Annotated in this window: 26 protein-coding genes; 3 read left to right on the plus strand and 23 right to left on the minus strand. The window is 37.9% G+C overall.

All coding sequences use genetic code 11. From position 1 onward, the window contains the following. Positions 1 to 22: 22 nt before the first annotated feature. The 19 genes from ACVWYG_RS10405 to ACVWYG_RS10495 all read right to left on the minus strand — a co-directional run bounded on the left by ACVWYG_RS10405 (position 23) and on the right by ACVWYG_RS10495 (position 20,241). Entirely contained in the window at positions 23 to 796 is a 774-nt protein-coding gene (locus tag ACVWYG_RS10405; protein ID WP_457270154.1) for an OmpA/MotB family protein, read from the minus strand. A 101-nt stretch (positions 797 to 897) separates the two neighbouring features. After that, the gene (locus tag ACVWYG_RS10410) at positions 898 to 1,560 is read right to left on the minus strand and encodes a DUF2461 domain-containing protein (RefSeq protein WP_457270155.1); all 663 of its coding nucleotides are present in this window, start codon (positions 1,558 to 1,560) and stop codon (positions 898 to 900) included. 87 nt (positions 1,561 to 1,647) lie between these two features. Continuing rightward, positions 1,648 to 2,061, minus strand: coding sequence for a DUF983 domain-containing protein (locus ACVWYG_RS10415; protein WP_457270156.1), 414 nt, complete (start codon positions 2,059 to 2,061; stop codon positions 1,648 to 1,650). A 356-nt stretch (positions 2,062 to 2,417) separates the two neighbouring features. Next, entirely contained in the window at positions 2,418 to 2,948 is a 531-nt protein-coding gene (locus ACVWYG_RS10420; protein WP_457270157.1) for a DUF420 domain-containing protein, read from the minus strand. Positions 2,949 to 2,976: 28 nt separating this feature from the next. Beyond that, on the minus strand, positions 2,977 to 3,675 hold the full coding sequence (locus ACVWYG_RS10425; protein ID WP_457270158.1) for an SCO family protein: 699 nt from the start codon (positions 3,673 to 3,675) through the stop codon (positions 2,977 to 2,979). Next, a complete protein-coding gene (locus ACVWYG_RS10430) occupies positions 3,675 to 4,034 on the minus strand; it encodes a cytochrome C oxidase subunit IV family protein (RefSeq protein ID WP_457270159.1) in 360 nt (119 codons plus the stop codon). Before ACVWYG_RS10430 ends, ACVWYG_RS10425 begins: the two co-directional genes overlap by 1 nt. Positions 4,035 to 4,060: 26 nt before the next feature. Further along, on the minus strand, positions 4,061 to 4,768 hold the full coding sequence (locus ACVWYG_RS10435) for a cytochrome c oxidase subunit 3 (protein WP_457270160.1): 708 nt from the start codon (positions 4,766 to 4,768) through the stop codon (positions 4,061 to 4,063). Between the two features lie 32 nt (positions 4,769 to 4,800). Continuing rightward, positions 4,801 to 5,379 carry a cytochrome c oxidase subunit 3 gene (locus ACVWYG_RS10440; protein ID WP_457270161.1) on the minus strand — a complete coding sequence of 193 codons (579 nt, stop codon included), beginning with the start codon at positions 5,377 to 5,379 and terminating at the stop codon, positions 4,801 to 4,803. Positions 5,380 to 5,382: 3 nt separating this feature from the next. Next, positions 5,383 to 6,291: a heme o synthase gene (gene cyoE / locus ACVWYG_RS10445; protein WP_457270162.1), complete on the minus strand. Its 909-nt coding sequence runs from the start codon at positions 6,289 to 6,291 to the stop codon at positions 5,383 to 5,385. An 11-nt stretch (positions 6,292 to 6,302) separates the two neighbouring features. After that, complete coding sequence (locus ACVWYG_RS10450; RefSeq protein ID WP_457270163.1) at positions 6,303 to 7,361, minus strand: COX15/CtaA family protein; 1,059 nt, start codon at positions 7,359 to 7,361, stop codon at positions 6,303 to 6,305. Positions 7,362 to 7,437: 76 nt separating this feature from the next. Next, positions 7,438 to 9,318: a cytochrome c oxidase subunit I gene (locus ACVWYG_RS10455; RefSeq protein ID WP_457270164.1), complete on the minus strand. Its 1,881-nt coding sequence runs from the start codon at positions 9,316 to 9,318 to the stop codon at positions 7,438 to 7,440. A gap of 18 nt (positions 9,319 to 9,336) precedes the next feature. Then, positions 9,337 to 10,572: a cytochrome c oxidase subunit II gene (locus ACVWYG_RS10460; RefSeq protein WP_457270165.1), complete on the minus strand. Its 1,236-nt coding sequence runs from the start codon at positions 10,570 to 10,572 to the stop codon at positions 9,337 to 9,339. Positions 10,573 to 10,627: 55 nt separating this feature from the next. Beyond that, complete coding sequence (locus ACVWYG_RS10465) at positions 10,628 to 11,851, minus strand: quinol:cytochrome C oxidoreductase (protein WP_457270166.1); 1,224 nt, start codon at positions 11,849 to 11,851, stop codon at positions 10,628 to 10,630. Between the two features lie 18 nt (positions 11,852 to 11,869). Next, entirely contained in the window at positions 11,870 to 12,478 is a 609-nt protein-coding gene (locus tag ACVWYG_RS10470) for a c-type cytochrome (protein ID WP_457270167.1), read from the minus strand. Continuing rightward, positions 12,471 to 13,007, minus strand: coding sequence for a DUF3341 domain-containing protein (locus ACVWYG_RS10475; protein ID WP_457270168.1), 537 nt, complete (start codon positions 13,005 to 13,007; stop codon positions 12,471 to 12,473). The genes ACVWYG_RS10470 and ACVWYG_RS10475 overlap by 8 nt, the downstream gene beginning before the upstream one ends. Positions 13,008 to 13,009: 2 nt before the next feature. Then, complete coding sequence (nrfD, locus tag ACVWYG_RS10480; protein WP_457270169.1) at positions 13,010 to 14,482, minus strand: NrfD/PsrC family molybdoenzyme membrane anchor subunit; 1,473 nt, start codon at positions 14,480 to 14,482, stop codon at positions 13,010 to 13,012. A gap of 24 nt (positions 14,483 to 14,506) precedes the next feature. Further along, complete coding sequence (locus tag ACVWYG_RS10485; RefSeq protein ID WP_457270170.1) at positions 14,507 to 17,536, minus strand: TAT-variant-translocated molybdopterin oxidoreductase; 3,030 nt, start codon at positions 17,534 to 17,536, stop codon at positions 14,507 to 14,509. Positions 17,537 to 17,578: 42 nt separating this feature from the next. Next, positions 17,579 to 18,883 (minus strand): c-type cytochrome, encoded by a 1,305-nt coding sequence (locus tag ACVWYG_RS10490; protein ID WP_457270171.1) that lies wholly within the window; start codon positions 18,881 to 18,883, stop codon positions 17,579 to 17,581. A gap of 380 nt (positions 18,884 to 19,263) precedes the next feature. Next, positions 19,264 to 20,241: a deoxyhypusine synthase family protein gene (locus ACVWYG_RS10495; RefSeq protein ID WP_457270172.1), complete on the minus strand. Its 978-nt coding sequence runs from the start codon at positions 20,239 to 20,241 to the stop codon at positions 19,264 to 19,266. Positions 20,242 to 20,448: 207 nt separating this feature from the next. On the opposite strand from ACVWYG_RS10495, the gene ACVWYG_RS10500 reads away from it, so the two are divergent. Beyond that, complete coding sequence (locus tag ACVWYG_RS10500; RefSeq protein WP_457270173.1) at positions 20,449 to 21,579, plus strand: BamA/TamA family outer membrane protein; 1,131 nt, start codon at positions 20,449 to 20,451, stop codon at positions 21,577 to 21,579. Positions 21,580 to 21,816: 237 nt separating this feature from the next. On the opposite strand, the gene ACVWYG_RS10505 is transcribed toward ACVWYG_RS10500, so the two are convergent. From ACVWYG_RS10505 to ACVWYG_RS10520, 4 genes are all read right to left on the minus strand, one after another. Beyond that, entirely contained in the window at positions 21,817 to 22,347 is a 531-nt protein-coding gene (locus tag ACVWYG_RS10505; RefSeq protein WP_457270174.1) for an RNA polymerase sigma factor, read from the minus strand. Between the two features lie 125 nt (positions 22,348 to 22,472). Then, the gene (gene murB / locus ACVWYG_RS10510; protein ID WP_457270175.1) at positions 22,473 to 23,489 is read right to left on the minus strand and encodes a UDP-N-acetylmuramate dehydrogenase; all 1,017 of its coding nucleotides are present in this window, start codon (positions 23,487 to 23,489) and stop codon (positions 22,473 to 22,475) included. A gap of 63 nt (positions 23,490 to 23,552) precedes the next feature. Further along, on the minus strand, positions 23,553 to 23,990 hold the full coding sequence (locus ACVWYG_RS10515) for a hypothetical protein (RefSeq protein ID WP_457270176.1): 438 nt from the start codon (positions 23,988 to 23,990) through the stop codon (positions 23,553 to 23,555). Between the two features lie 29 nt (positions 23,991 to 24,019). Next, positions 24,020 to 24,460 (minus strand): sterol desaturase family protein, encoded by a 441-nt coding sequence (locus ACVWYG_RS10520; RefSeq protein ID WP_457270177.1) that lies wholly within the window; start codon positions 24,458 to 24,460, stop codon positions 24,020 to 24,022. A 391-nt stretch (positions 24,461 to 24,851) separates the two neighbouring features. Here ACVWYG_RS10520 and ACVWYG_RS10525 point away from each other — a divergent pair, with 391 nt between their 5' ends. Together ACVWYG_RS10525 and ACVWYG_RS10530 are read left to right on the plus strand one after the other, a co-directional pair. Next, entirely contained in the window at positions 24,852 to 25,457 is a 606-nt protein-coding gene (locus ACVWYG_RS10525; RefSeq protein ID WP_457270178.1) for a TetR/AcrR family transcriptional regulator, read from the plus strand. Positions 25,458 to 25,572: 115 nt separating this feature from the next. Beyond that, positions 25,573 to 26,904: a TolC family protein gene (locus ACVWYG_RS10530; RefSeq protein ID WP_457270179.1), complete on the plus strand. Its 1,332-nt coding sequence runs from the start codon at positions 25,573 to 25,575 to the stop codon at positions 26,902 to 26,904. Positions 26,905 to 26,906 lie beyond the last annotated feature (2 nt).

Below are 26,906 nucleotides of genomic sequence, written 5' to 3' on the forward strand. Positions count from 1 at the left end.
TTTATTTGCGGAAGCGAAAAAATTACTTAATTAAATTGTAAAGTTCATCTAATTTTGGAGAAAGGACTATTTCAATCCGCCTATTTTTGCTTCGTCCGTCGGAGGTTGCATTGCTGTCTAAGGGCTGAAACTCACCTTTTCCAGTTGCCGTCATCCTAATTCCATCTACACTTTCATTTGAGGTTAAATACCGAACCACAGAAGTTGCGCGTAAAACACTCAAATCCCAATTGTCTTTAATCTGACCGAGATTATTAATTTTTTGATTATCAGTATGTCCTTCAACTGCAATGTTAATCTCTGGCTGCTGTTTTAAAACACCAGCCAATTGACTTAATGCCTGCTTTCCCTTTTCATCTATAATAATACTTCCCGATGGGAATAGCAATTTATCCATCAGCGACACATAGACTTTGCCATTTCTAATGTCTACCGTTAAGCCGCTTTTTGTAAATCCTAGCAATGCTTGGTTAAGCTTTTCTTTCAACGCGTTTGTAGCTGCATCACGTTTCTTCAACGCATCTTCCACTTCCTTTAAGCGCTTTTCTCTTGCCGCCAAGTCATCCGAAAGTTTGCTGATCTGTGTGGATGAATTGCTCTTTACTTTCTTGTAATCTGCATCCATTACATTATAATCACCTTGTAAGCCCCTCAATTCATCTGCCATCATAGAAGTATCTTTCTTTAACTTTAAGGCTTCCTTCTCTAAGTTTTCTATCCTTACCAAGCCCTCATTATAGGCGGTGTATAAAGAATCTTTAGAGCCTAACAACGCTTTATATTTTTTGGGAGACATGACCACGCAAGAGCTTACTGTGCAAACAAATAGAAACAGTGCAAAAAAAGAAATTAGATTTTTCATTAAATTTAATTGAGTGATTTAAAAGATCTGTAAAGCTATTGTTTTACAGCGTCTCGCAAAAATGCTACAAATGGGTGTATTATCTGATAGGAACTTATCAACTTATCAACGATGGTTGATTTAAAAAGTTCGTTATCCGCTAACTTTGTAATCACCTCAAAACTCTTCAGCTTTAACAAAGCTATGTTTGGATCGTCCGCATCGTAACCTTTGGGGGCCTTTTTTAAGGCGCTGTTGCCCAATAAAGAAAAATGCTTACTAAAACTAGGATTATTTATAATTTCGTTAAATCCCGCGGCATTATAGTCAATCTCCTGCCTAATCAATTTTAAGTGTACAGCTTCAGGCATCCAATAGCCACCTGCTAAAAAAGATGCTCCCGGAGCGATATTTAGGTAATAACCGGGCTCGTTTCCACCTTTTCCATTTGCAGAAAACCACATTCCGAAATTGGTTTTGTATGGGTCTTTATTTTTACTAAACCTAACATCGCGATAAATGCGCATCAAACACTTCTTTGGATCTGTGTCTGCAGAAATCATTGGATCTACTTTTGCCAACTTAGGAATGAGTACAGACGCAAATTCAAGCACATCAAGTCTTGCCTCCTCATACAAATGTTTATTTTCGGCAAACCATTCTCGGTTATTATTGGCAACTACAGCCTCTATAAAATCTAAGGTTTGTTTTTTCAGCATGGCCGATATCAATAATTTTGATAAAAGTTTAAAATAATTTTTCCCGTAAAAAAGTCAATTAAAAAAACTTTAGAAAAAATAAAGGCCTTAAGACCTATTTAAAATTTTGGTGTCGTACTGTGGCTTGTACCGAATGTTTGGCGATAGTAAGTGTAGCAACAAAATTCTAGAATATCTAAAATTTAAGGGATATAAGAGAAAACATGTTCCGAAAATAGACACTAAATAATACATAAAGTTTTCGTCTGAAAGGCCGCCAACGAAAAGATAAACGATTAGGCTCACCCCAAGCATCTCGGCTACATTCATCGCATAACTTACATACATGGCTGCATAGAAATATCCAGGTTCAATTTCCATACGTTGACCGCAATGGTCGCAAAATTCTTTTGTACGCTGAATGTCAAAGCCATACATCGTGCCGGTAAAGACATCGCTCCTTCTACAATAAGGACATTTTGCATGCACAATGGCATACAGCTTGGAAGTTTTCTCCGCCACAATCAATTTAGATTAATATGCTCGTTTTTCATATTAAGATGGACTACCTTTTTACGAAATTTTTTGTACCAAATTATTCCAACTACCAAAACCAAAATATAGGGAATAAATAACAGATACATAATACCAGAATTTAAACCGACACCTTGCGTGTTCCCGTTTTTTACGCCCTGCTCGGCATTTATTGCGCACATGGCGCACTGGGCATAAGAATTTTGTAAAAAAAGAAAAAGAGGGCTAAGCGTCAATAAACAGCAAAACAATATTTTTTTCATCGATACAAAGATAAATAAATAAGATTTCTAGGTACTTAAGAATTGTGTCATAATATTTCAAAAGCATACCTAAAAAGCTGTTTAATGAAGGTAATAAGGCGAAATCATTAAGTAAACAACAACTCCTGTTACAGCAACATATAACCATATTGGGAAAGTTACTTTTGCTATTTTTTTGTGCTTGTCAAATCGCTTTGCTAAAGCCCTAACAAAAGTAATCAGCACCAGAGGAATGGTTGCTATAGATAAAATGATATGTGTAATTAAAATAAAAAAATAGATAGGCCTGATGTTGTCTGATCCACCAAATTTTGTACTGGGGGTGGTCATGTGATAGGCAATGTACATCAGCAAAAATACCAACGAACATCCGATTGCGGTTTTCATTAATCTTTGATGCAAGGTAATCTTCCCTTGCTTAATTGCCCAAACTGCTGAGACGAGTAAAATGGCTGTTATTCCGTTTATGGTAGCGTAAATAGGGGGAAGAAAATGTAACGGTCGAGCATTTGGAATCTTCACTACGAAAAGCGTAGCAACTACTAACGGAATAAGAATCGATAAAACGACTATCCATTTATTATATTTCTTTTCTAACTGTTCGCTTTCCATCTTTTTCAAATTAACATTAAAACGAACACTATCGCCCGTCGTTTAGGTTTCGGAGGTATTCAGCAACTAAGACCTTAATCTCATCATCCAATTTGGATAATGCCTCTGCATTGGTTGCTTCATAATAACCTCTTATCCTTCTTTCTGTATCTAACAACATCACTTGGTTTCCATAAATAAAAGTTGGTTTTCCCTCTTCGTTGTGATAAACCATGTCTAAGTTCAATTCATTTCTAATGAACGGATAGGTCTTTGATGTATCACCAGCCAACAGATCCCAATGATCTTGTTTAGCATTCATTTGCGCTGCAAAAGATTTTAAAGCAGCCACGCTGTCTTTCGGATCAACCGATAAACTCAGAAAATAAATTAGGTTATTTTTCCTGTATCCATCTGCAATATCTCTAATGCTTTTGCTTACTCCCCTGCTGGGTCCTGTGGTGGAAAAAAGATTAAGAATGACAACCTTATCTCTAAAATTGTCCCAACTCACTGAATCGCCCAGTTGATTTACAAATTTAAAGGCACCCACATTATGATAAATGGTATCGGGTATTTTTTCGCCACGTTTGGTATGAAACGTTGACGCGATTTGTTTCTTGCCAAATATCTGTAAGGTCTTGTACCTGTTCTTCGCGTAATGTGGTAAAAAATAAGAAAATAAAAATCCTGGTATGGCCAATATGCATACCAGGATTAAAACCTTTTTAAATGGACTTCTGACCATCAATTGAAGAACATATATTTATGCAAATGTGCGCCTTCAATCAACATTAAAACAATGAAATACGCAATTGCTATAAATGATAGAGAAAGCACTAGCTGCAAACCCAATTTCTCGAATTTTAGATGCATAAAATAAGCAACTATATAAAAAGCTTTAACTAAGGTTAAACAAATGTAGATGTAATTACCTATGTGCTGGCTTATATGCCCATTAGGGATTGCCCAAAGAGCGATCACGAATTCTACACCCGTTACTAAGGCCAACACCCCTGCAACCTGCCATATTTTAGTTTTGGATAAACCTGCGTCGCCGTGGTGTTCAGTACCTTCTACCACTTCCGTTTGATGATGTTCCGACATAATATCTTTTTTTTGAAATTAAAAAATTAAACTAGATAGAAAAAGGTAAATACAAATACCCAAACTAAATCTACAAAGTGCCAATATAAACCAACCTTCTCTACCATTAGATAATGGCCTTTTCTTTCAAAAGTACCGTTAATGGTCATAATTAAAATGATGATGTTTATGACTATACCTGTAAATACGTGAAATCCGTGAAATCCTGTTATCGTAAAAAACAAATTTGCGAACTGCTGACCGGCAACTAAAGAAACTGGTCCATTAAAAAATTCCTGTAATTTCTCTGGTGTTGGGATTTTCCCCCAACCAAATCCATCGTGAAAAAGGTGGGTCCATTCTAATGCCTGACATCCTAAAAACATCAATCCACCAATTATTGTGGCGACCATCCACCAAATAACCTCCTTTTTAGACCTTCTATGTCCTGCTTCAACAGCCATTACCATAGTAACAGAACTTAAAATTAAAATAAACGTCATTATACCCACAAATACAAGTGGTGCACCGTGGTCTGTTATAAACGGAATAGACTGGAAAACCTTATCGGGAGCAGGCCACGTGAATTTGGTAAATCTCTGAGCCCCATAATAAATCAAAAGAGAGGAAAAGGTAAAAGCATCCGACAAGAGGAAAAACCACATCATGATTTTGCCATATTCTACTTTCCACGGAGAGTGACCGCCACTCCAAGGACCGGTCTTAACTTGATCTAACTGTGATACTGTGTTCATTTGGTAATGTTATAATATATTTGTTAATAGGTTTAACGATTCAAAAGTAAAAAAACATACAGATATATCCACAATATATCTATAAAATGCCAGAAAATCGATGCAATCTCCATTCTGTAGGTATTTTTTTGCAGCGGAATTTTTTTATAACTTCCGATTAATGCATAGCCTATTAAACCTACACCGGCTAAAATATGTAATAGATGGATACCGGAAACTACATATATGAATGAAATAGCAGCATTATTGCCGACCAATGTGGCTCCAGTACGCACCATACTTCCCCAAGCCGCAAATTGCATCACTCCAAACACTACAGCTAAAGCAGCTGTGGCAGATAAAAGTGTCCGTTGAAGCTTGAAGTTCAATTTTTTTAATGCCTTTGAAGCAAATACCAGAGTAATACTACTGACAATGATAATCATTGTGCTATAAATAAATGCGTCGGGCAAAATTAGTCCATGTCCTTTTCCTTTAGATGCGGCGAACACCAGATAATAACTGGTAAAACCGCCAAACATAATGGTAGACGTAACGACGAAAAGCCAGACGATAAATTTCTTTGGTCTGGGATCAAACGAATCTTGAAAAGTTGCCATAGTAGATGTCATAAATTACTTTGCAATAAAATCAAACAATAAAACCAGTTGAACAACCGGCAAATAAATAAAAGAACAAAACATTACCCTTCGTGCGGCTTTAAGTTCTAGTGTTTTCAACATTACAAACGCTAAATAACTAAATGCAAGCCCTGCAACAATTGAGACCCCAGCGACATAAAACCCACCAAAATGATAGAATGTTGGCATTAGGCTTACGGGAATTAATATGAGCGTTGCGATAAATGTAAAAGCCGCAGATGTTACATCTCTCTTCTTAGTTGGCAATAGCCTGAAGCCGGCCTTTTTATAATCGTCATCCAATACCCAAGCAATGGCCCAAAAATGTGGAAATTGCCACACGAATTGTATGGAAAACAGGATAATTGCAATTCTGTAATCGATGTCTAGAAACAGATCTGCTCTTAAACTACCAAATGCAGCCAAATATCCTATTAATGTTGGGAGTGCACCTGGAATAGCGCCGACAAACACTGCAATTGGCGATTTTGCCTTTAAAGGCGTATATAAAAAAGCATAAAATAGAATAGAAAATACTGATAATAAACCAGTCTCCAAATTAAGTTTACCTAACAACCAAGTACCCAAAAAAGCCATAAGTAAACCCAAAACTAACCCTTGACCTGTGGTCATTCGCCCTGCCGGCATGGGCCTGTCTTTTGTGCGAGCCATTAGCTTATCTAAGTCCTTTTCGATAATCTCATTAAAACAATTTGCAGACGCCGTAACTAAAAAACCGCCGACAATAAGGATTACCCAATTTCCCCAATCAATCGTTAGAATATGACCCCGTCCGATCTGCATCTTCTGTCCAATCAAAAAAGAAATAGACGCAGAAAATACGACCAAAAATGTTAGTCGAAATTTAATAAGCTTTGAAAAATCCGCAAAAATCTGTTTCAATTAATTTATACTTAATGTTTGTACGTTTCGGTATTCTCTACCAGCAGATACAGATAAAATTCCAAGGAAAAAAGCATCATAGAAAATAATAAATGTAGCACCTGCGCAACAGGAGGAAGTCCTAAATAAGCCAATGTTACCCCACTTAATATTTGTATCGTCAACAAGATCAAAATCCCCTTTGCGGCAAGTAGCGGTGCCGCCTTACCACTAAAACGGTCAATGACCATTTTGTAAACAATTCCATTTGTCACGATAACCAGTATAGCCAAATCTCTGTGATAGTGAAAAATGTTGCCAACCTGTTCTACCCAAGCACCGCGATGGCCATCTAAAAAGGCCTTTGAGACAATATCAATGCCTTCCCTCACTTCTGTACCTAAAATAATCTGCATAAGGCTTACGCATAAGGTAAAAAGTAAAAACCCTTTTAACCATGCAATTCGATACATAATAACTGATTTTTGCTTATGTAGTTGCTTTGCATAGCTGTAAGTGTAAATACTAATGGAGAGAATAACCAATGCCAATAACATATGAACTGTAACTATCCATTGGGTTAAATTGGTAGAAACCACGATAGAACCTAACCAAGCTTGATACCCTACAAGAAAAATATTTAAAATACTTAAGACAACAATACGCTTCGCAGTTTTTCTGTAAGTAAAAGAAAAAGCAGCTGTTAACAATAAAAATATTCCAGTAACAACGCCAATAAGACGGTTGATGTATTCGGTCCAGGTTTTATAAGCGTTAAATTCCTCTGGCTGGGTGATGCTCTTATCTGCTCGGATCTTGCTTGCAAGCTCACGGTATCCGTACTTGTCTAAATACTTCGCAAACTTCTCATTTTTCTTAAGACGTTGATCAAGATACTTCGCCTTATAATTTGCGGGCAATTCCGACAAATTTGTAGGGGGAATATAATTTCCAAAGCACTTTGGCCAGTCAGGACATCCCATTCCAGAACCTGTACTTCTAACGACTCCTCCAGCCAAAATAACCAATAATGTGACGATTATTGTAATAAAGTTAATCCTAATAAAACGTCTTTCTGATCTACTGATCATATCATTATTTAGTAAAAAGGGTATCTGGGTTATTTAATCTTAACCAGATACCCTCAATAAATATCGCTGGAAAAAACTATACTCTAGTTTCCTCTGCAGGATGTTCTATTTCCCAAGCTTTCTGCAACTTCTCTGCCTCTTCGTTACCTTCGAAATCTGTCGGTAAGTTAGAACTCATGGTTTGAGAAAAAGGAACAGTTTGGGGAATAAAATCCAATTCATGCCCTGGTTTGCTGTAATCATATGGCCATCTGTATACCGTTGGAATTTCTCCTGGCCAGTTGCCATGTAAGTGCTCTACAGGCGTAGTCCATTCTAGTGTATTTGCCTGCCATGGATTTTGCTCTGCTTTTTTACCTTTAAAGATAGAATAGAAGAAGTTAAACAAAAACGCTACTTGCGCAATTGCGGCTGTAATGGCTGCCCAAGTAATAAATACATTTACCGTAAGCCATTTCTTCATAAATTCAAACTCTGTAAAAGCATAATATCTACGGGGAACACCATCCAAACCCAAAAAGTGCATTGGAAAAAACACCATGTACGCCGCTATAAACGTAAACCAAAAGTGTAAATAACCAAGTTTTGGATTCATCATCCGACCAAACATTTTTGGAAACCAGTGATACACACCGGCCAGCATTCCAAAAATAGCCGCCGATCCCATCACTAAGTGAAAGTGTGCCACAACAAAATAAGTATCGTGTAAAGTAATATCCAATGAAGCATTACCTAACCAAATTCCGGTTAAACCGCCAGAGATGAAGAAAGACACTAAACCAATCGCGAATAACATTGCCGGTGTAAATCGAATGTTTCCTCGCCAAAGTGTGGCAAGCCAGTTAAAAGTTTTAACAGCCGAAGGAACCGCAATAATAAGTGTAGACACCATAAAAACCCCACCTAATAGCGGACTCATACCTGTTACAAACATATGATGACCCCATACTAGGAAAGATAATAAGGTAATCCCAATCAATGAATAAACCATTGCATGATATCCAAAAATTGGCTTACGAGAATTCACAGACATCACTTCAGAAGCGATACCCATCGCAGGCATAATTACGATATAAACCTCAGGATGGCCCAAAAACCAGAAAAGGTGCTGCCACAAGATCGGCGAGCCACCCTCATTTGGTAGAATGGTAGTACCCATTACAATATCCGATAAATAAAAACTAGTTCCGAAACTTCTATCAAAAATTAACAAAACAACCCCTGCAACCAATACTGGGAACGACAAAATACCGAGAATTGCAGTTAAAAAGAAAGCCCAAATGGTAAGCGGCATCTTCCACAAGTCCATTCCCTTGGTACGCATATTCAAAATGGTTGTAACATAGTTTATTCCACCCATTAAAGACGAAGCAACAAAGCAAATCATACTGATTAACCATAGCGTCATTCCCAATCCTGAGCCTGGAATGGCTGTAGGCAAGGCAGAAAGTGGTGGATAAACTGTCCATCCACCAGATGCAGGGCCTGTTTGGATAAAAAATGACGACATCATAATTACACAGGCGGTGAAAAAGAACCAGTAAGAAAGCATATTTAGGAATGGCGATGCCATATCTCGTGCGCCTATTTGAAGTGGGATAAGTAAATTACTAAACGTCCCACTCAAACCTGCTGTCAGCACAAAGAAAATCATTATTGTACCGTGAATGGTAACCAAGGCGAGATAAAAATCTGGTCGAATACGCCCCCCTTCAGCCCATTTTCCTAAAAAAGTTTCCAAAAAAGGGAAATTCTTATCAGGCCAAGCGAGCTGAATCCGAAATAAAATAGATAAACTCATGGCAATTACCGCCATGATGATACCTGTAATAAGAAATTGCTTGGCGATCATCTTATGATCCATACTAAAGATGTACTTGCTAATCAAGCTCTCTTTATGATGTCCATGATCTGTATGATCATGAGCTACTTGGTGATTTAATGCTATTGTTGACATATTTCTAGTGCTTTCCAATTATTTTTTAATCATTGCCATGGTACCTGTACTCACCTTTGCAGAATCTTTAGCTGCTGTATCCGTAACCGATTTAGGTGCAGATATTGGTATTGGCAAATTAAATTCTTTCCTTAAATTATCGTTTAAATAAGCAGGTTGTTTTGCAACCCACTCTTTGTATTCGTTTTCAGATACCACACGAACTACCTTTTGCATATTATAATGGCCCGATCCACAAACTTTGTTGCAATAGAACAGGAACTTAAAGGTCGGATCATTTAATTTTTGTTGCATCTCTACAGTGGTTTCTGTTGGAGTAAATTCAAAAACAGTAGTCATACCTGGCACAGTATTTAATTGAACCCTAAATTGGGGCATATAAAAACTGTGAATTACGTCTTTACTGTTTAGAAGCAGCTTTACTGGTTTATTAACAGGAATTACCATCTCATCGGCCAATAAATCATCTCTAGACTTTAAATCGCTAAAATCTATGCCAAGACCATTGTCAGAAGTGGTCAATTTGTAATTTTTCCTACCCACTTCACCGTCTGCGCCAGGGTAACGCAAATCCCATTTAAATTGTTCTGAGGTAACCTCTATTTGTAAGGGCTTGTTGTTAGGGTCCTCTGGCTTATTAAAGATAGATCTCCAAGTTAAAAACCCCATCAAAACCAAACCTGTTAGGACCAATGCGGGAATAATTGTCCATATCTTCTCTAGCGTATTATTATGTGGATAATAGTAAGCCCTTCTTTTGGAAGAATATCTATAAATGAAAGAGAAACCAAAGAGAAGAATATGCGTAAAAACCAACACTATAGTGGTTAGTATTAACGTAATGTTAAACATAAAATCTATTCGTTTTCCATGAATAGAAGACGCATCAGGCAAAATTTGAGCGCCGTGCACCGTATATTCCCAATACAATCCATAAAGGCCGAAGACCAACACCAATGCAAACATCATAGCGTTAATCCTGTTCCAATTAATCCCGACATCTTTGCCTTGCGCCTGTCTACTCAATTCATAAACCTTTATAGATTTCCCTATAATTGCGATGAAAACGCTTATGGCAAGAAAAATTAACGCGTAATAAATCACAGATTTATATACCTCGCCCATATCTACCTTGGGTGCAGCTGCAGCAGCAGCAGCCGCATCTTGCGCAAAAGCTGCGACGCTAGAAAAAAGCATACACAATATGGCCATAACGGCGGCAGCTTTTATTTTGATAAACTTTTTAATACTCATTTTATTAAGTGGTATGTGTATTTCTACACCATTAATTAAACTAAACAGTTACCCATTAAAGTTGGTGGTGCAAACTCTCCTGCAACAATGGATGATTTTTCGCAACCAAAGGTTTTTTAGCCAATGCAGATAAAACTGTGAAAGTAAATATCCCAACAAAACCGATTGCAGTACCTATTTCTAAAACTCCTAAACCGTTGTAACCATCTTTAATTGCACCCGGCATAATCATTTGGTAATAATCTACCCAATGGCCGATCAACACTAATATTGCCACCGCTAAAAGTTTTAAATCAGTTCTTTTATTATCCCTATCCATTAAAAGCAACACGGGCGCCAAAAAGTTTAAGATTAGATTTAAATAGAACCAAAATTCATAATATTCAAAACGTCTAAAGAAGTAAATCGATTCTTCAGGGATATTTGCATAATAAGTCAATAAAAACTGAGCAAACCAGGTGTAAGTCCAGAAAATCGAAAATCCAAAAATAAATTGACCTAGATTATGCAAATGACTATTATTTACCCAAGGCATGTGTCCTGCTCTTCTCAACAAGATAACAACAACAGCAATTACAGCAAGACTACTTACCCACATGGCGGCAAAATTATACCAACCAAACATGGTAGAAAACCAATGTGCCTCTAAGGACATAATTGTATCAAACGAAAATATTGGACTTGTAAAACCATAAACAACCAAGAATATAACAGAAACTTTAAAGCTCTTATTGTAATTGGATAGTCCACCTGCTAAGTCTTCATTGTAAGAATATTTTGCAAGCAACCAAGAAAACATACAATATAAACCCAACAATATAATTTCTCGGCTCATGAAAAAGGGAACATTTAAGTAACCCGATTTACCGGCAATAATTGCATCAAAGTTGGCACTATTTGGATCTGTAATTCCATCTGCATGCCAATGGTGGTAAAGACCGTGGGTAAATAACCCGGCACTAATTATAACCAAAAGAATGATAGAGGCAATAGGCAATGTTCTGGCCATGGCTTGTGGTACCCTCAAAATTGCCGTAGACCAACCTGCTTGCGCCACATATTGTATTGCTAAAAAAAACGTGGCAGACATGCAAACACAGGCAAAATAATAAGCCATAAGCAACAGGTTTGCAAAAGTACGTTCGCGCATCATTTCACCACCGCTCAAGAAGCCATAAGCAACAGCAGCAACGCCGATTAAAATACCGACTAAACTTAGGATTTTTACTTTTCCTGTAAACTCAAACTGTTCACTAAATTTTATATCGTGAGTTCCCATTTATTTATATTATTTTTCTTATTGTCCTTTTGCTTCTTGTAAATGTTTAACCCATTCTATCACTTTCCAACGATCATTAGGGGATATCTGTGACGCATACGAGCCCATGTTATTTAAACCGTACTCAATCGTATGGTATACCTTACCTGCTGTTAAATCTGCCATCGCACCACCTCTGGACGAATTTCCCTCATAGTAAGAAGGTACTCCGTTGATTTTTTCTAGCTTTACCAAATGTCCTTGTCCGTCGCCCTTATCTCCATGACATGGAGAACAGAACACGGTAAAAAGGTGTTGCCCTTCTAATAATGTCACACTATCGGCTACCAATGGATTTACCATTTCTTTCCCTGCTGCTTCATAACCGGCTTGATCATCCGTGTACTCATCATAAACTGTAAACCCAATTGGTTTTGTATGTGCAGGCGGCACCTGTGGCGCATGTCCGCCAAAACTTTTCAAATAAGGATCTGTAGTAGAAACGGGTTGGTCTGGATTAAGCGCGATAGGTTCGTACATATTTGGCGCATATACAAGCCCCGTACTCCGTTTGTCTTTACACGCAGAGAAGGCAAGCGCAACCACTGCAACAAAAAATAAGGTGTATAAAGTTAAATTCCTATTCATAGCTCACGTACTTCCTTTCATTGTACTTTACCTCTAAAGCACCAGCATTTTTTAACAATCCATCAATAACATCATGCGCAGGATTTTCGCGCGCATCAATCGCCACCACGAAACGATCGTCAGTAGCTCTTAAATCCATCACTCTTGGTGCCCGACCCGGGAATAAGTGTGTAGATGCATAATAAGTAAGTACCATTCCAAAAGCACAAAATAACACCGTTAATTCAAACATAATTGGAATAAAATCCGGCAATACAAAAGTCGGCTTGCCGCCAATATTCATTCTCCAGTCGATTACCGAACAATAGTAAATTAGTGCAAAGCCAGCAGCGGTTCCAGTTATGCCAAAGCAAAAAGCTGCAACATCAATTCTAGAACGCTTAATTCCTAATTTATCCTCAATTCCGTGGATTGGCATTGGCGTGTACACATCAAATATTTTGATGTTATTTTCTTGAAGCTTGTCTATCCCGTGCATCATCTCGTCGGGATCGCCGAAACTGCCTAAAATATATTTAATATCGCTCATTATTATATTTTTGCGTATTGTTTTTGATTAACACTATCGAATTTCTGTAAAGACTCTACATACTCTTTAACTTCTTCAGGTTTTTGATGTCCTTCGGCGATCAACTTTATTTTAGACTGCTCACTAGCTGTTTTCAATAATAGCTTTACCTCAGCAATAGCTATCGAAGGCAATACTCTTAAAAACAATAAAAACAATGTAAAAAACAAGCCAATGGAGCCAATAAACACACCCATATCTACCCAGGTTGGATAAAACATTGCCCAGCTAGAAGGAAGAAAATCACGGTGTAGGGAGAGTACGATAATAACGAAACGCTCAAACCACATGCCGATATTCACTACAATTGATAGCACCCAAGACAATGGAATGTTGGTCCGCACTTTTTTGAACCACATTAACTGCGTCATCAATACGTTACATCCATACATCATACAACCAGCCCACCAATACGGACCAATAAACCTATTTAAAAAAGTGTATTGCTCGTACTCATTACCAGAATAATAAGCAATAAAAAACTCTGTTAAATACGCCACGCCTACAATTGATCCTGTTAATAAGATAATCTTATTCATAGATTCTATATGGAACATGGTGATGTAATTCTCTAATCCCATTACCTTTCTGGTTACCAACAATAAAGTTTGAACCATTGCAAACCCAGAAAATATTGCCCCTGCTACAAAATATGGAGGGAAAATAGTGGTGTGCCATCCTGGGATTAATGATGTTGCAAAGTCCATAGATACAATGGTGTGCACCGAAAGTACCAGCGGAGTGGCAATACCTGCTAAGATTAGAGACACCGCCTCAAAACGTTGCCAAGTTTTAACGCTTCCCGTCCAGCCAAAAGAGAAAACTGAATATACTTTTCTTCTCCATCCTTTTCCGCGGTCTCTAATGGCAGCAATGTCTGGTAATAAACCTGTGTACCAAAACAATAAAGACACTGAGAAATAGGTAGATATTGCAAACATATCCCAAACCAAAGGAGAGTTAAAATTTACCCACAAGGATCCGAATTGGTTTGGCAACGGCAATACCCAGTAAGCCAACCATGGTCGTCCCATGTGCGACACAACGTAAGTAGCGGCGCAAATTACGGCAAAAATAGTCATCGCTTCTGCCGACCTGTTAATAGAGTTACGCCAATTTTGGCGGAAAAGTAGTAATACAGCAGAGATAAGTGTACCAGCGTGGCCTATACCAACCCACCAAACGAAACCGGTAATGTCCCAAGCCCATCCAACCGTTTTGTTAAGCCCCCAAGCACCAATGCCTGTCCAAAAGGTATAGCTCACGCAAACAACCCAAAGCGTTGCACCGAGCGAAGAAAAAATAAAGCCTATCCACCAAGCTTTATTGGGCTTGTTCTCGACTGGCGCTAAAATATCATTCGTAATTTTTGCATACGTAATGTTTTCGCCAGTGATTAAGGGTTCTCTAAGTATTGATTCGTTATGTCCTGACATAATTTGTTATTTCTGAAATTTCGCTTAAGCTTTTACCGTTTGACCTTCTTTATTCCTAATCTTTGTCATATAGCCAACACCAGGTTTGGTTCCCAATTCTTCCAAAACGTAGTAAGTGCGCTCAGATCTCAATGCTTTGGAAACTTCTGAATTAGGATCATTTCCATTGCCCATAATAATGGCATTTGCTGGACAAGCTTGCTGACATGCCGTCTTAACATCTCCATCCTTCATCGGCATTTTCTTTATCTTGGCTTCTAATTTACTGGATTGAATACGTTGTATACACATCGAACATTTTTCCATAACTCCACGAGACCGCGTAGTTACATCTGGATTTAGCACCAATTGTGTAAATTCATTGTTCATATAGTTATCAAAACGAGAATCGTTCCAATAGTTAAACCAGTTAAACCTACGCACTTTGTATGGACAGTTATTTGCACAATAACGTGTTCCCACGCAACGGTTGTAAGCCATATGATTTAGCCCATCAGAGGAGTGAACAGTTGCCAACACTGGACAAACCGTTTCACAAGGTGCGTGGTCGCAATGCTGACAAAGCATAGGCTGATAAATTACAGAAACATTGTCTAACTTATCTAAGTCGTCAAGCTCCCTTTCTTTGGTAATTTCTACTCCGTCATTTTCATAACTGTAGTACCTATCAATCCGTATCCAATGCATTTCCCTACGGCGACGAACCTCATCTCTACCTACTACAGGAATATTGTTCTCAACACTACAGGCAACCACACAAGTACCACAACCGGTACAAGCATTTAAATCGATCGCCATTACCCAACTATCGCCTAATTGTTCGTATTTATCCCAAAGATCATAGACCTTATGTCCCTCTTCACTTTTCTCACTTCCCGCCCTAGGATCTTTAACATATTCTGCAAAAGTTGCTTCTTGAATGATGTTACGACCCTCATAGGAATGGTGAGTCTGTGTTTGAGCCAACTCATAATGTCCATTAGCAGCACTGATGGTTGCAGTGGTAAAATACTGCATACTGCCATCCGCAAATGAAACCATAGGATAAGCATTTTGACCAACACCATCGCCCACTTTACCTGCTTTACTACGGCCATAACCTAGAGCGATAGAGGCGGTATCTTGAGCTTGACCTGGCTGCACCAAGACAGGAAGATCAATTGAATATCCATTGGCACTTTTTACAGTGACAACGTCAAATTGGTTGATGTTGAGTTTATTGGCAGTCTTTGGAGATAATGCTAAAAAATTATCCCAAGTAACTTTCGAAACAGGATCTGGCAACTCTTGCAAAAAAGCGTTGTTTGCATGCTTTCCATCACCAATGTTTACACTGCTGTATAGTTGAATTTGAATGTCTTTTTCCAAGGCTTTGCTGACTGAAGCAATGGTGCTCACTGCAGCAGACACATTTCCACCGAACGTATAAGTTCCGACAGCTTTTGGGGCAGCCGAAACAATACCTTTATCTAAAAGATCATTCCACTTTATTCCTGCCGTTGGCAATATTTTTGTTTCCCAATTGTTGCGCACGTACTCGTAATAAGTCTTGGTAGGATGGGCAGCCCATGTAAGTAAGCTTTCTTCGGCTTGTCTGCTGTTAAATACAGGATTAATGGTTGGCTGAACGATGGAATAAATACCTTCATATGCACTAGCATCTCCCCAAGATTCCAAGTAATTTCTATTTATAGCAACGGCATCGCACAAAGATGCGGTTTCATCTCCCCGATCCGCAAAGGAAACTTTTGCTGGAACATTCTTCAACGCTTCGGCAAAAGGCTTGTTGCTTGCGAAATCATAAACTGGATTAGCATTTAGAAAAAACACCATTCCGACTTCACCTCGGCTCATCTCGCCTATAAATTGAGCAAAATCTACGTCGTTACTTCCATACAATTTGCAAGGATTATCTAAATCGATAGTTGTGCCATAATTACCTACCGCCGCGTTAATTGCATTCACCAAAGTTTGCGTAGCTACATCATTGCTTCCACAAACCACTAAAGATTTTCCTTTTGAGTTTTGAAGCTCTTTGGCCAATAACGTAATGGCCATAGCTGCTTTCTTATTGTTGCCCAAAGAGGCGCCAGCTGTTGTAGCCCCAGTAACTGCATTGTACAATGCTATTAATGCGGGCCCCTGTTCTGAGGGTTTAATTGGAATACGGGTGTCAGCGTTTGAACCCGTTAAACTCATACCACTTTCAAACTGAAAATGGCGACTCATTTTTTTACTATCTAGCGATTTTTGATTTCTATTGGATACATACTGAGCAGTAAATTCTTCACCGCTTAACCAAGAACCCAAGAAATCTGCACCAAAGCTAACAATGAGGTCTGCCTTGTTAAAATTATATTTAGGCACTACTGATTTACCAAAACTGTTTTGGTTTGCCTGAATAATTCCTGAATAAGAAACTGGATCATATTGAATCAATTTTGCGGCCGGATACTTTGCCACAAACTCATTTATTACATCAAAAGTAGAAGGGCTGCTAATGCTGGAAGACACAATACGAATTTTTTTACCAGAATCCTGTGCTTTTGTAAGTGCCGCCACCACATACTTATCTACGGCATCCCAATTTGCTTCAGCTTGATTTAACAAAGGATAACGCAACTTAGAAACATCATACAAGTCTAGCACAGATGCCTGCGCAGGTGAATCAGAACCCCATGCATAATCACTAACTGCAGGATTATGCTCTATTTTAATCGGCCTTCCCTCTCTCGTTTTAACTAAAACACTCTTTCCTTTATAGCTGGAGGTGTAATAATTGGCGACTCCAGGCGTAACCTCCTCTGGTTTTATTAGATAAGGAATTGATTTGTGCACTGGTGCAGATTGGCAAGCCGCCAACGTTACCGCGCCTAAACCGAAGCCCAATGCTTTCAAAAAGTCTCTACGTGGAGTAACCGTACTCAGCCCTACCTCGTTCAGAACGTCTTCTATTGGAATAGGCTCTGCAAATTCGCTTTTGTTATCGTTAACAAATTCTGAGGTGTTGTGATATTCCTCAAGGCCCTTCCAGTATTTTTTATTGCTTTCCATTTAAGCTTTGTTACTATTTATTCGATCGTTACTAAATTCCTATTAATAGTGACACTTGCCACACTCTATTCCACCTAACAAAGCAGGTGTAATTTTCTCACCCTTTTTAATTTTTTCATGTGCCTCTATTAATTTTGTATAGAATGCATTGTTCTTTTGACCAGAAATATCTGTTTCTCTATGGCAATTGATACACCATTTCATTGTTAATGGCGATGCTTGGTAAATTTCCTCCATGGTGTTTACTTGACCGTGGCAAGCATAACACACTGGCTCGTTTGGTTGCAAACCTTTTGCTTTACGTATTGCATCTGCTGCTACAACTACGTGCTGCGAGTGATTGAAGTAAGCAAAATCTGGTAAATTATGTACTCTAACCCATTCCATCGGCTTCTCTTTGCTCTTGTCATAAGTGCGCGTTTCAGGATCGTAACCCAAAGCCGTGTAGATTTTCTTAATCTCTGGAGAAATCTGTCCATCGTACTTTTCTGTCGCCTGAACTGCTTTGTGGCAATTCATACAAATATTCAGCGAAGGTATAGTTGCGTTTTTCGACTTCCATGCGCCGGAATGACAATATTGACAATCTATTTGGTTAATACCTGCATGCAACTCGTGAGAGAATTTTATAGGCTGAACTGGTTGATATCCTTGGTGTACGTTTGTATTCCACATTCCCATCCATCCCCAAGAACCAAGAAAAATAATCACACATAAAATAAAGAACATTACAAATTTTTTGTTCTTAAACATTTTACGTATGCCCACTTTCAATGGAACACTTTCTTCTACTTCTATGCCTTGTTTCTGTAAAATAAGACGTTCGAGCATTTTGACAGCTCTCCCCAATATTACCAATACCGAAATGGCAACCAAAATAATGGCAACGATACCTGCTAGAGATAAACTAGAAATTCCTTCATCTGCAACAGGCGCAGTTCCAGCAGCACCGGCGGCACCAGCGGCAGGTTTTGGCTCACCTTCCTTTATATAGGCAAGGATGCTTTTTACCTTGGCCTCATCCAATTCTGGAAAAGAAGTCATGGCTATTTTATTGTTTTCGGCATAAAGCTTAACAGCAGCCGGATCGCCAGATTTAATTAAACCTTGCGAGTTCGGGATCCATTTTAACAAAAATGCTTCCGGATGCCGATCACTTACACCTGTAAGTGCAGGGCCGATAACCTTCGTATCTAAGGCATGACATGCTGTACACTTTGCTTTAAACAAAGTTCTACCTTCTTTAGCATCTTGGGCATTTGCAATGGAAGCCGTAAACACAGCTAAAATAGCTAACGCAAACACAGACTTGTAAAGATTTTTAAAAATCATCGAGATATCTCTCATAATGAACACTTTATACTTATTTTATTTTTATTTCCTACCAAAATCAACCTTAAAAGGAATTTCTGCTCTCAAAACTTTAACAAAAGTATAACTTATTAATAATTCCCATGACAAAATACAGACTCGAGATACAATTTATAATCATTCTAAACAAATATGCTTTGTAGCTATTCAGCCGATGAAATTGCCATTTATAACGGTAATTCAAGGCTTAGGAAGCTAAACCCAATAGTAATAAATTGCAGCACAGTTTAAAATTTCGAAATACTTTCCTATTGAAATAAAAAATTGTAGTTAAAATGGAGAAATCTTAAAATCGGCGGTAGATTTTGTGTTGAAATTAATAATCTATTAAACCCGAAATTTTTAAGGCCCAGAAATTATTGTTTAAGTATCCAGGCAAACATCAACGGAGCAACAATCGTTGCGTCGCTCTCGACTATAAATTTTGGTGTGTGAATGTCTAATTTGCCCCAAGTTATCTTCTCGTTCGGTACAGCACCAGAATAAGAACCATACGAAGTTGTAGAATCCGATATCTGACAGAAATAGCTCCAAAACGGAATGTTTTCCATCTCCATGTCTTGATACAACATTGGAACTACGCAAATTGGAAAATCTCCGGCGATTCCTCCGCCAATTTGAAAAAACCCTATCCCTTTTCCCCCACTGTTCTTAATGTACCAATCGGCTAAATAGCCCATATATTCGATGCCATTTTTTACAGTACTGGCTTTTAATTCCTTCTTCATTACATAGCTTGCAAAAATATTACCCATTGTACTATCTTCCCATCCTGGAACGACGATCGGTAGATTTTTTTCAGCCGCAGCAAGCATCCAAGAATTCTTAGGATCTATCTCGTAATATTGTTCCAAAACCCCACTTAACAACATTTTATACATGTATTCGTGCGGAAAATAACGTTCGCCGGCAGCTTCGGCATCTTTCCAAATTTTTTGAATGTGTTTTTGCAACCTACGGAAAGCTTCTTCTTCTGGAATGCAGGTATCTGTTACTCTGTTGTAATGATTTTCGAGTAAGTCCCATTCGTCTTGAGGGGAAAGATCTCTATAATTGGGCACTCGTTTATAATGTGAATGTGCGACAAGATTCATAATGTCTTCCTCTAAATTTGCACCAGTACAGGAAATCACAGCAACTTTGTCCTGCCTTATCATTTCCGCAAGGGAAATGCCTAATTCTGCGGTGCTCATGGCGCCGGCAAGAGTAATCATCATTTTTCCGCCTTCCTCCAAATGCGTTTCGTAACCTTTGGCAGCATCCATCATAGCTGCTGCATTAAAATGGAGATAATTATGCTCCATAAATTGAGAGATCGGTCCTCTATTGCTCATCCTTAAATTTTTATAGTTTGCTCAAAAATAGCGGTTTTTTGCTAAATGGCGCATTAAAACTGTACTCGTAAAATACGAGGCAAAAGCATTTATGGTGAGATCGCTTGGACAACCCACTGTAAACTTAACAATGTAGGTCTTAAATCCAATCACAAATCACTCATTTTACATAGCTTCGCCCACGAAATTATTGTTTATTCCCCTCCAATGAAAAAGATTATCTTAATAACCACGTTGCTGTTTACGTGTCATCCAATCTTCGCACAGATGAGGTTGATTAAAAAACTACTTTCAAATGAAAAAGATACCACTCGAAGTGCAAGTTTCTTACCTGTGCCCTCTTTTGGATACGCTCAAGAAACGGGATTACAGTTTGGTGTAGGTGCCATTTATTCTTTTTATGTAGACAGAAAGGATACTGTCAATCGAAGTTCTAATTTTTCTACCACAGCAACTTATTCTACCAAACGAAGCTATAATTTTAGTTTGCTAGGAGATGCTTGGACAAAAGGCAACCGTTATCATATTTTGGAAGAAATTCGCTTTAAAAAACTTCCTTTTAGTTTTTATGGCCTTGGCAATAACACGAACGCGGCAGATGAAGATAAGTTGGTGCAACAACTTATTAAATTAAACTTCGACTTGGAAAAAAATACGGCAGAAAATACCTATACTGGACTATCTCTTGGGTTTGAAGATTATGCTTTCAATGATAAAATAACGGGTGGAGTGCTAGATTCGGCCAAAAATATTATAGGTAAACAAGGAGGCCGGGTATTTTATGTAGGGATTTCTCAAAGTTACGATACACGGAATAGCAATAATTATCCTACAAAAGGCTTTTTTGGAAGGTTAACCTATCAATATGCGCCTAATATTTTTGGTGCTCAGAATTTTGAAGGTAGCAAAATCGGATTAAATATGAGAGACTTTTTGCGTTTGGGAAGTAAGCTCGTTTTGGGAGGCCAAGGGATTTATAACAATGTGCTCAGCAAAAATACGCCTTTCTATCTATTGCCACAATTGGGTAGCGATGAGATAATGAGAGGCTATTATTCAGGGCGCTATCGTGATAAAAACCTATTAGCCATGCAAGCTGAGTTGCGTTATAGGTACAACAATAGATTCGGTGCGGTAATTTTTGCAGGTGCGGGTACCGTTTGGGGAATTAGCGAATTTTCTTTAAACACCTTTAAACCTAATTTAGGGGGAGGTGTTCGTTACTTTTTCGACCCAGCTAAAGGATTAAGTATTCGGGCGGATTACGGCATTGGCGAAAAGAGACCAAACGAGAAAAGACAAAACGGGCTTTACCTCAGTTTGGGTGAAGCATTTTAATTTAAACCTTAAGTCGGGCCTAGAAGCATAAATCTTAACATTAACGCAGAATTTATCCCTGCTCTTTAGAACGCCATAAGGTTTGTAGAAACTTGAATAGCTGTATGATCAAAATAACGTTCTAACAAAATATAGATCGGTCTTTTTAAGCTTTGAACAGGAAGAGTGTAATGAAAAAAAGACCTCAAAAAAAACCAGGTTTAAAAAACCTGGAGAGACTAATTGGCATATTCCTCTTTAAGCAATCTCTGTGGCTGAGAGCGGCTTTGCGTAAGTTTTTAAATATTTCTTTAATATTCCTCTGGCTACATGAATCCTAGTTTTTACAGTACCGATCGGAATTTGAAGATTTTCTGCAATCTCATGGTATTTATACCCTTCAAAATATTTAATAAATGGTAAATAATAATCTTTTGGAAGCTGATCTAAAGCCTTAGTAATGTCGCCTAACACGAATTTCCCTTCTGCGGCATTCTTACTAGAACTAAAATGCAAATTTGCAGAAGATATGTCATCGCTTTGCGTAATGAGTGTATTCGTTTTAACCATTCTTCGGTAATTGTTAATGAAAGTGTTCTTCATTATTGTAAACAACCATCCTTTTAAATTGGTTCCTTCTTTAAATTTATTAAAATAGGTAATGGCCTTAAGCATGGTATCTTGAACAAGATCGTTCGCATCCTCGCCATTTTTAGTGAAGTTTAACGCATAAGACCTTAATGATACAGAGTGATAATTTACAAGATTGCTGAATTCGAATTTTGTCATGGTTTTAATGCTTTAGGCGTTTAGAAAGACTTTCATCTCCCTGTCCTTATTCTAAGACAATTTTGATACCAAAAAATTCGATTCTTCAAAGTTTTCTTTGCAAAACCCGTTGAAAACCGCATACGTCACAGTATATTTACTTCCCTGCTTAAAGTTACACCAAAACCGCTGTAGACACTGTCTACAATTTGTTGCGAATAATCATAAATTTCAGTACCGCTTGCTCCGCCATGGTTTACCAAAACCAACGCTTGATTTTTCCAACTACCTGTATTTCCTACTGTTTTACCTTTAAAACCACATTGTTCGATAAGCCATCCGGCGGCAAGTTTAATATTTCCACTTGGCATTGGATAAGCAACAACCTCTGGATTTTTTTTCAGTAACTGCTTAAAAAAATCGTTGGAAACAATTGGGTTTTTGAAGAAACTACCTGCATTGCCAATTGTACTTGGATCGGGTAATTTACTTACTCTGATGTGAGCCACTGCGGCAGAAACATCGGCGATGGTTGGGTAATCTATTCCTCGTCTTTGAAGTTCACTTTCTATTGCACCATAACCCGTATTTATATTGGCTTCCACAGACAATTTAAAGGTAACTGAGGTAATGATAAATTTTTCTTTTAGAGCGCCCTTAAAAATACTTTCTCGATAATCGAACTTACATTCTTCAAAACTAAATACTTTTGTTTTGCCTGTAGCAAGCTCAAAAGCCCTACAACTGAAAAAAATATCTTTCAGTTCCACTCCATAGGCGCCAATGTTTTGCACGGGCGAGGCACCAACAGTTCCAGGAATTAACGTGAGGTTCTCCATTCCGGCAAAACCGTTCTTTACACAATAAATGACCAAATCGTTCCATACTTCGCCGGCGCCTGAGGTAACAAAAACATGATTTCCTTGAGTCTTGGCTTCCATTCCCATCAAACCGACTTTTATCACAAGGCCGCTAAAATTTCTTGTGAAAAGCACGTTACTACCGCCCCCAAGAATTAGATATTTCTCTCCATTTAACAAGCCGCTACTAAATAATTCTTCCAAATCATCTTCGCGAACTAACTCAACAAAAGAGATTGCCATTGCTTCTATCCCGAAGGTATTGTAGGGCTTTAACGAAATGTTATGTCGGATTTGCAGCATACTGAACAGACTATTTGACTGCAAAACTACTAAATTTATAGTATTGGGTTTAATTTCGTTAAGTTACTTAAGCAATTTGGTAATGGTCTTATCGAAATTAAAACTTAGAATCTTTTTCTGATCTCCTTTTATCCGCACTTGATTTAGCTGGAAGCCAATAAACTTAGGCTTATCTTTTTCCAATGCCAATAATCGGTACCGTTGCTTTGTTAAAGAAGCGCTGATTCTACCTACACTGTCTGATTGCGACTGTGGTAAATGTTCAATTTGGCCTTCTAATTCTGTCAGTCTCACATCCAACTCTTTCCCCTTTTTCACGCTGTCTATATAATTGGCAGGCAAAATGGTATACAGGCTGTCTAACTTTGCGCCATCAAAATTTAACCGAACATTTCCATATTCCAACTTTACCAAATTGATTGCCGTGTCTCTCTTACTTTCTTTTTTGGCACAAGAAAAAAGTACAATTGAGCTCAAGACTAGGATGCTAATTTTTCTCATATACGTATAATTAATTTTTTCCTTGGCCACTACTTTCCAAAAACAACCCTACTTACATATAACAATCCAAAAGCTTTGCCATGTTCTTTTTTCATACTTTTATGATGGATTTTATGCGCCTTTCGCACTTTGGTCAAGTAGGAATTCTTCGATTTAAATGGTTTAAATCGTTGATGAACAAACCAATCATGTATAACAAAATAGATCATTCCATATACCGAAATACCAACTCCGATAAAAAATAGAAGACCAAATGCTTCTCGATCAACAAACATTAGCCATAATGAAACCGCTGCAAACAAGACTGAAAACACATCGTTCAATTCAAAAAAATTGTGCTTGACGCGATGATGAGTTTTATGAATAAACCAAAGCGGCCCATGAAAAAGGAACTTGTGCATGGCCCACGATAAGGTTTCCATTATACCGATGGTGGCCAACACAATAAGAACGTCTACAACAATTTTCATGCTTGGAAGTATAATACAAATATAGAGTTTTTGATTTGATGAAATTTGACTCACCATGTCATTAAACTAAAACACAGTTGTGTCCTAAACGTTTAAAATTTTGTTGCAAACTTATCAAACTTCAAACCTCATTTTATTTCGATAAATTCGAGCTGAAACTTATCGGCAACTTCGTTAAAATAACAGCTAAAGAAAAATTAGTTAGCCCATCATTTCTCACCAGATGATTAAAGGATTTATTGCGCGCCCATCTGCTTGTAATAAGGCAACGATAAAAAGTCAATAAAAAGTAAGCTTTTTAAAAAATCAATCAATTGATTGATTATATTTCTTTCTTTTTTTACCTTTGACCATAATATTAAAATAGTCAGAAAGTAGAAAGATAGGATACATGGCAGAGGCAGATAAAAAAAAAGAGCAGATTATAGAAGGTGCGATAAAGCGTTTTAGTCATTTTGGCATAAATAAAACGACCATGAACGACATAGCTGATGATTTATCTGTTTCTAAACCTTCGTTATATTACTATTTTCCAGACAAGAAAAGCCTAATAATTGGGGTTATTCAAAAGGTATTTAAGGACTACTTCGCGATGCTTCGAAAAAACATCAACGAAGAGGACACGTTAGAAAGCGCTTTGTTTGGAAGCATAGATGTTCGAAATTGCTTTTTTGAAAAGTATTTTATGTTAAAAATTTCTGAAGGTGTACCAGATCTATTGTGGGATGACGATGTGAAAGAAAGTTTAGATGCGCTAAAGAAAAAAGAATGTGACTTGTTTGAGGGCATCTTTAAAAACGCCCAATTAAAAGGAGAAATTCACGAAAATAATATGCAACAGTTGGCCTCACTTTACTTAGAAAGCTTGATGGGTTTAACCAATATGTGCGTGATGGCTGAACATAAAAAGATAATGCCTGAGAAAAAAATGCTTAAGGATGTGGCTGATAAACAAAAGGCACTTTCGGCAATTTTTGCGCGTGGCTTAAAATGTTAACATCCGCGTAAGCGAAAAAACAAGACCGTTGAGAAAGAGTTAAACAGTAAAAAAATTATATAAGATACGCTCGAACATTGAAAATGTATTTACAAAAATCCAAAAACGAAAATAAATGATGCTTAGAATTAAAATGGTAAAATTGTTGTTGACGCTGGTGGTATGCTTTAGTTTGCCGAATTTGGTGGCAGCACAACAGCAACTTACCTTAAAAGATGCGCTTAATTTTGCGCTCCAAAACAACACCGCCGTGCGCAAAGCAAGATTAGATATAGAAGGCGGACGATACAAAACGGACGAAATACGGGCGCAGGCATTGCCACAGCTTTCTGCAACTACAGGTTTAACTTATAATCCAATTATTGGACAAATTGTATTTGGCAATCAAGCCATTCAACTTGGTAAACCATGGAACTCTAATGCAAGCGTTCAATTGTCTCAACAATTATTTAATCAACAGGTATTTACAGGCTTGCAAGCTGCAAAATCTAGCGAAGAATATTACGCTTTAACCGCAAGTTATAGCGAAGAGCAAATGATCGAATCGGTTGCAAATAACTATTATCAGGTGTTGGTTACTAGACAACAGCTAAATGTTTTAGATACTAACATTAAGAATGTTGGCATTGTTGGCAAGATTATAAAAAACCAATATACAAATGGTTTGGCTCGAAAAATAGATGTAGATCGGATCAATGTAAACCTTACAAATTTACAAACTCAACGCGATCAAACTGTAAATGCGATTACTCAATTAGAGAACCAGTTAAAGTTTAGTATGGGAATGCCGGTAAGTACTGCCATCAATTTGCCCGAATCAGAACTTACAGAGGTGAAATCGCTTCCGGAATTTCAGGACAATTTAAATTTGGCAAATAGAACAGAAATAAAATTGCAAGACATCAGAAGAAAGCTACTTGTGCTTCAGAAAAAAGCGTATGTGGCAGAATATTACCCATCACTTTCTTTGTCCGCAAACTACACATATGCTTCGCAGAACGACAAGTTTGATTACTTGGGCGCCAGTAGCGGATCTATCTCTTATGGCGCATCTGCGATAGGCGTGTCTTTAAAAATACCGATTTTTAATGGCTTTGCCACAAGATCTAGAGTGCGCCAAGCAACGGTAGACATTAAAAAGGCCGACGAAGATCGACTGGAAACAACAAACGGATTGAACCTGGCTTATGAGAATGCGAAGATTCAGTTGAGGAATAATTACAATACGATAAATGCTCAAAAGAAAAATGCAGATCTAGCTCAAGAGATCTATAAAAGCACACAGAACAATTATAACAATGGCCTCGCATCTTTAACAGATTTATTAGACACGGAAAACTCACTTACCCAAGCCCAAAATAGTTATACGCAAGCCTTGTTAAATTACAAGATTGCAGAAATACAGTTAATAAAATCGAACGGAAATATTAAAACGCTAGCGCAATAGAC

This window comes from Pedobacter sp. UYEF25, from assembly GCF_054061655.1.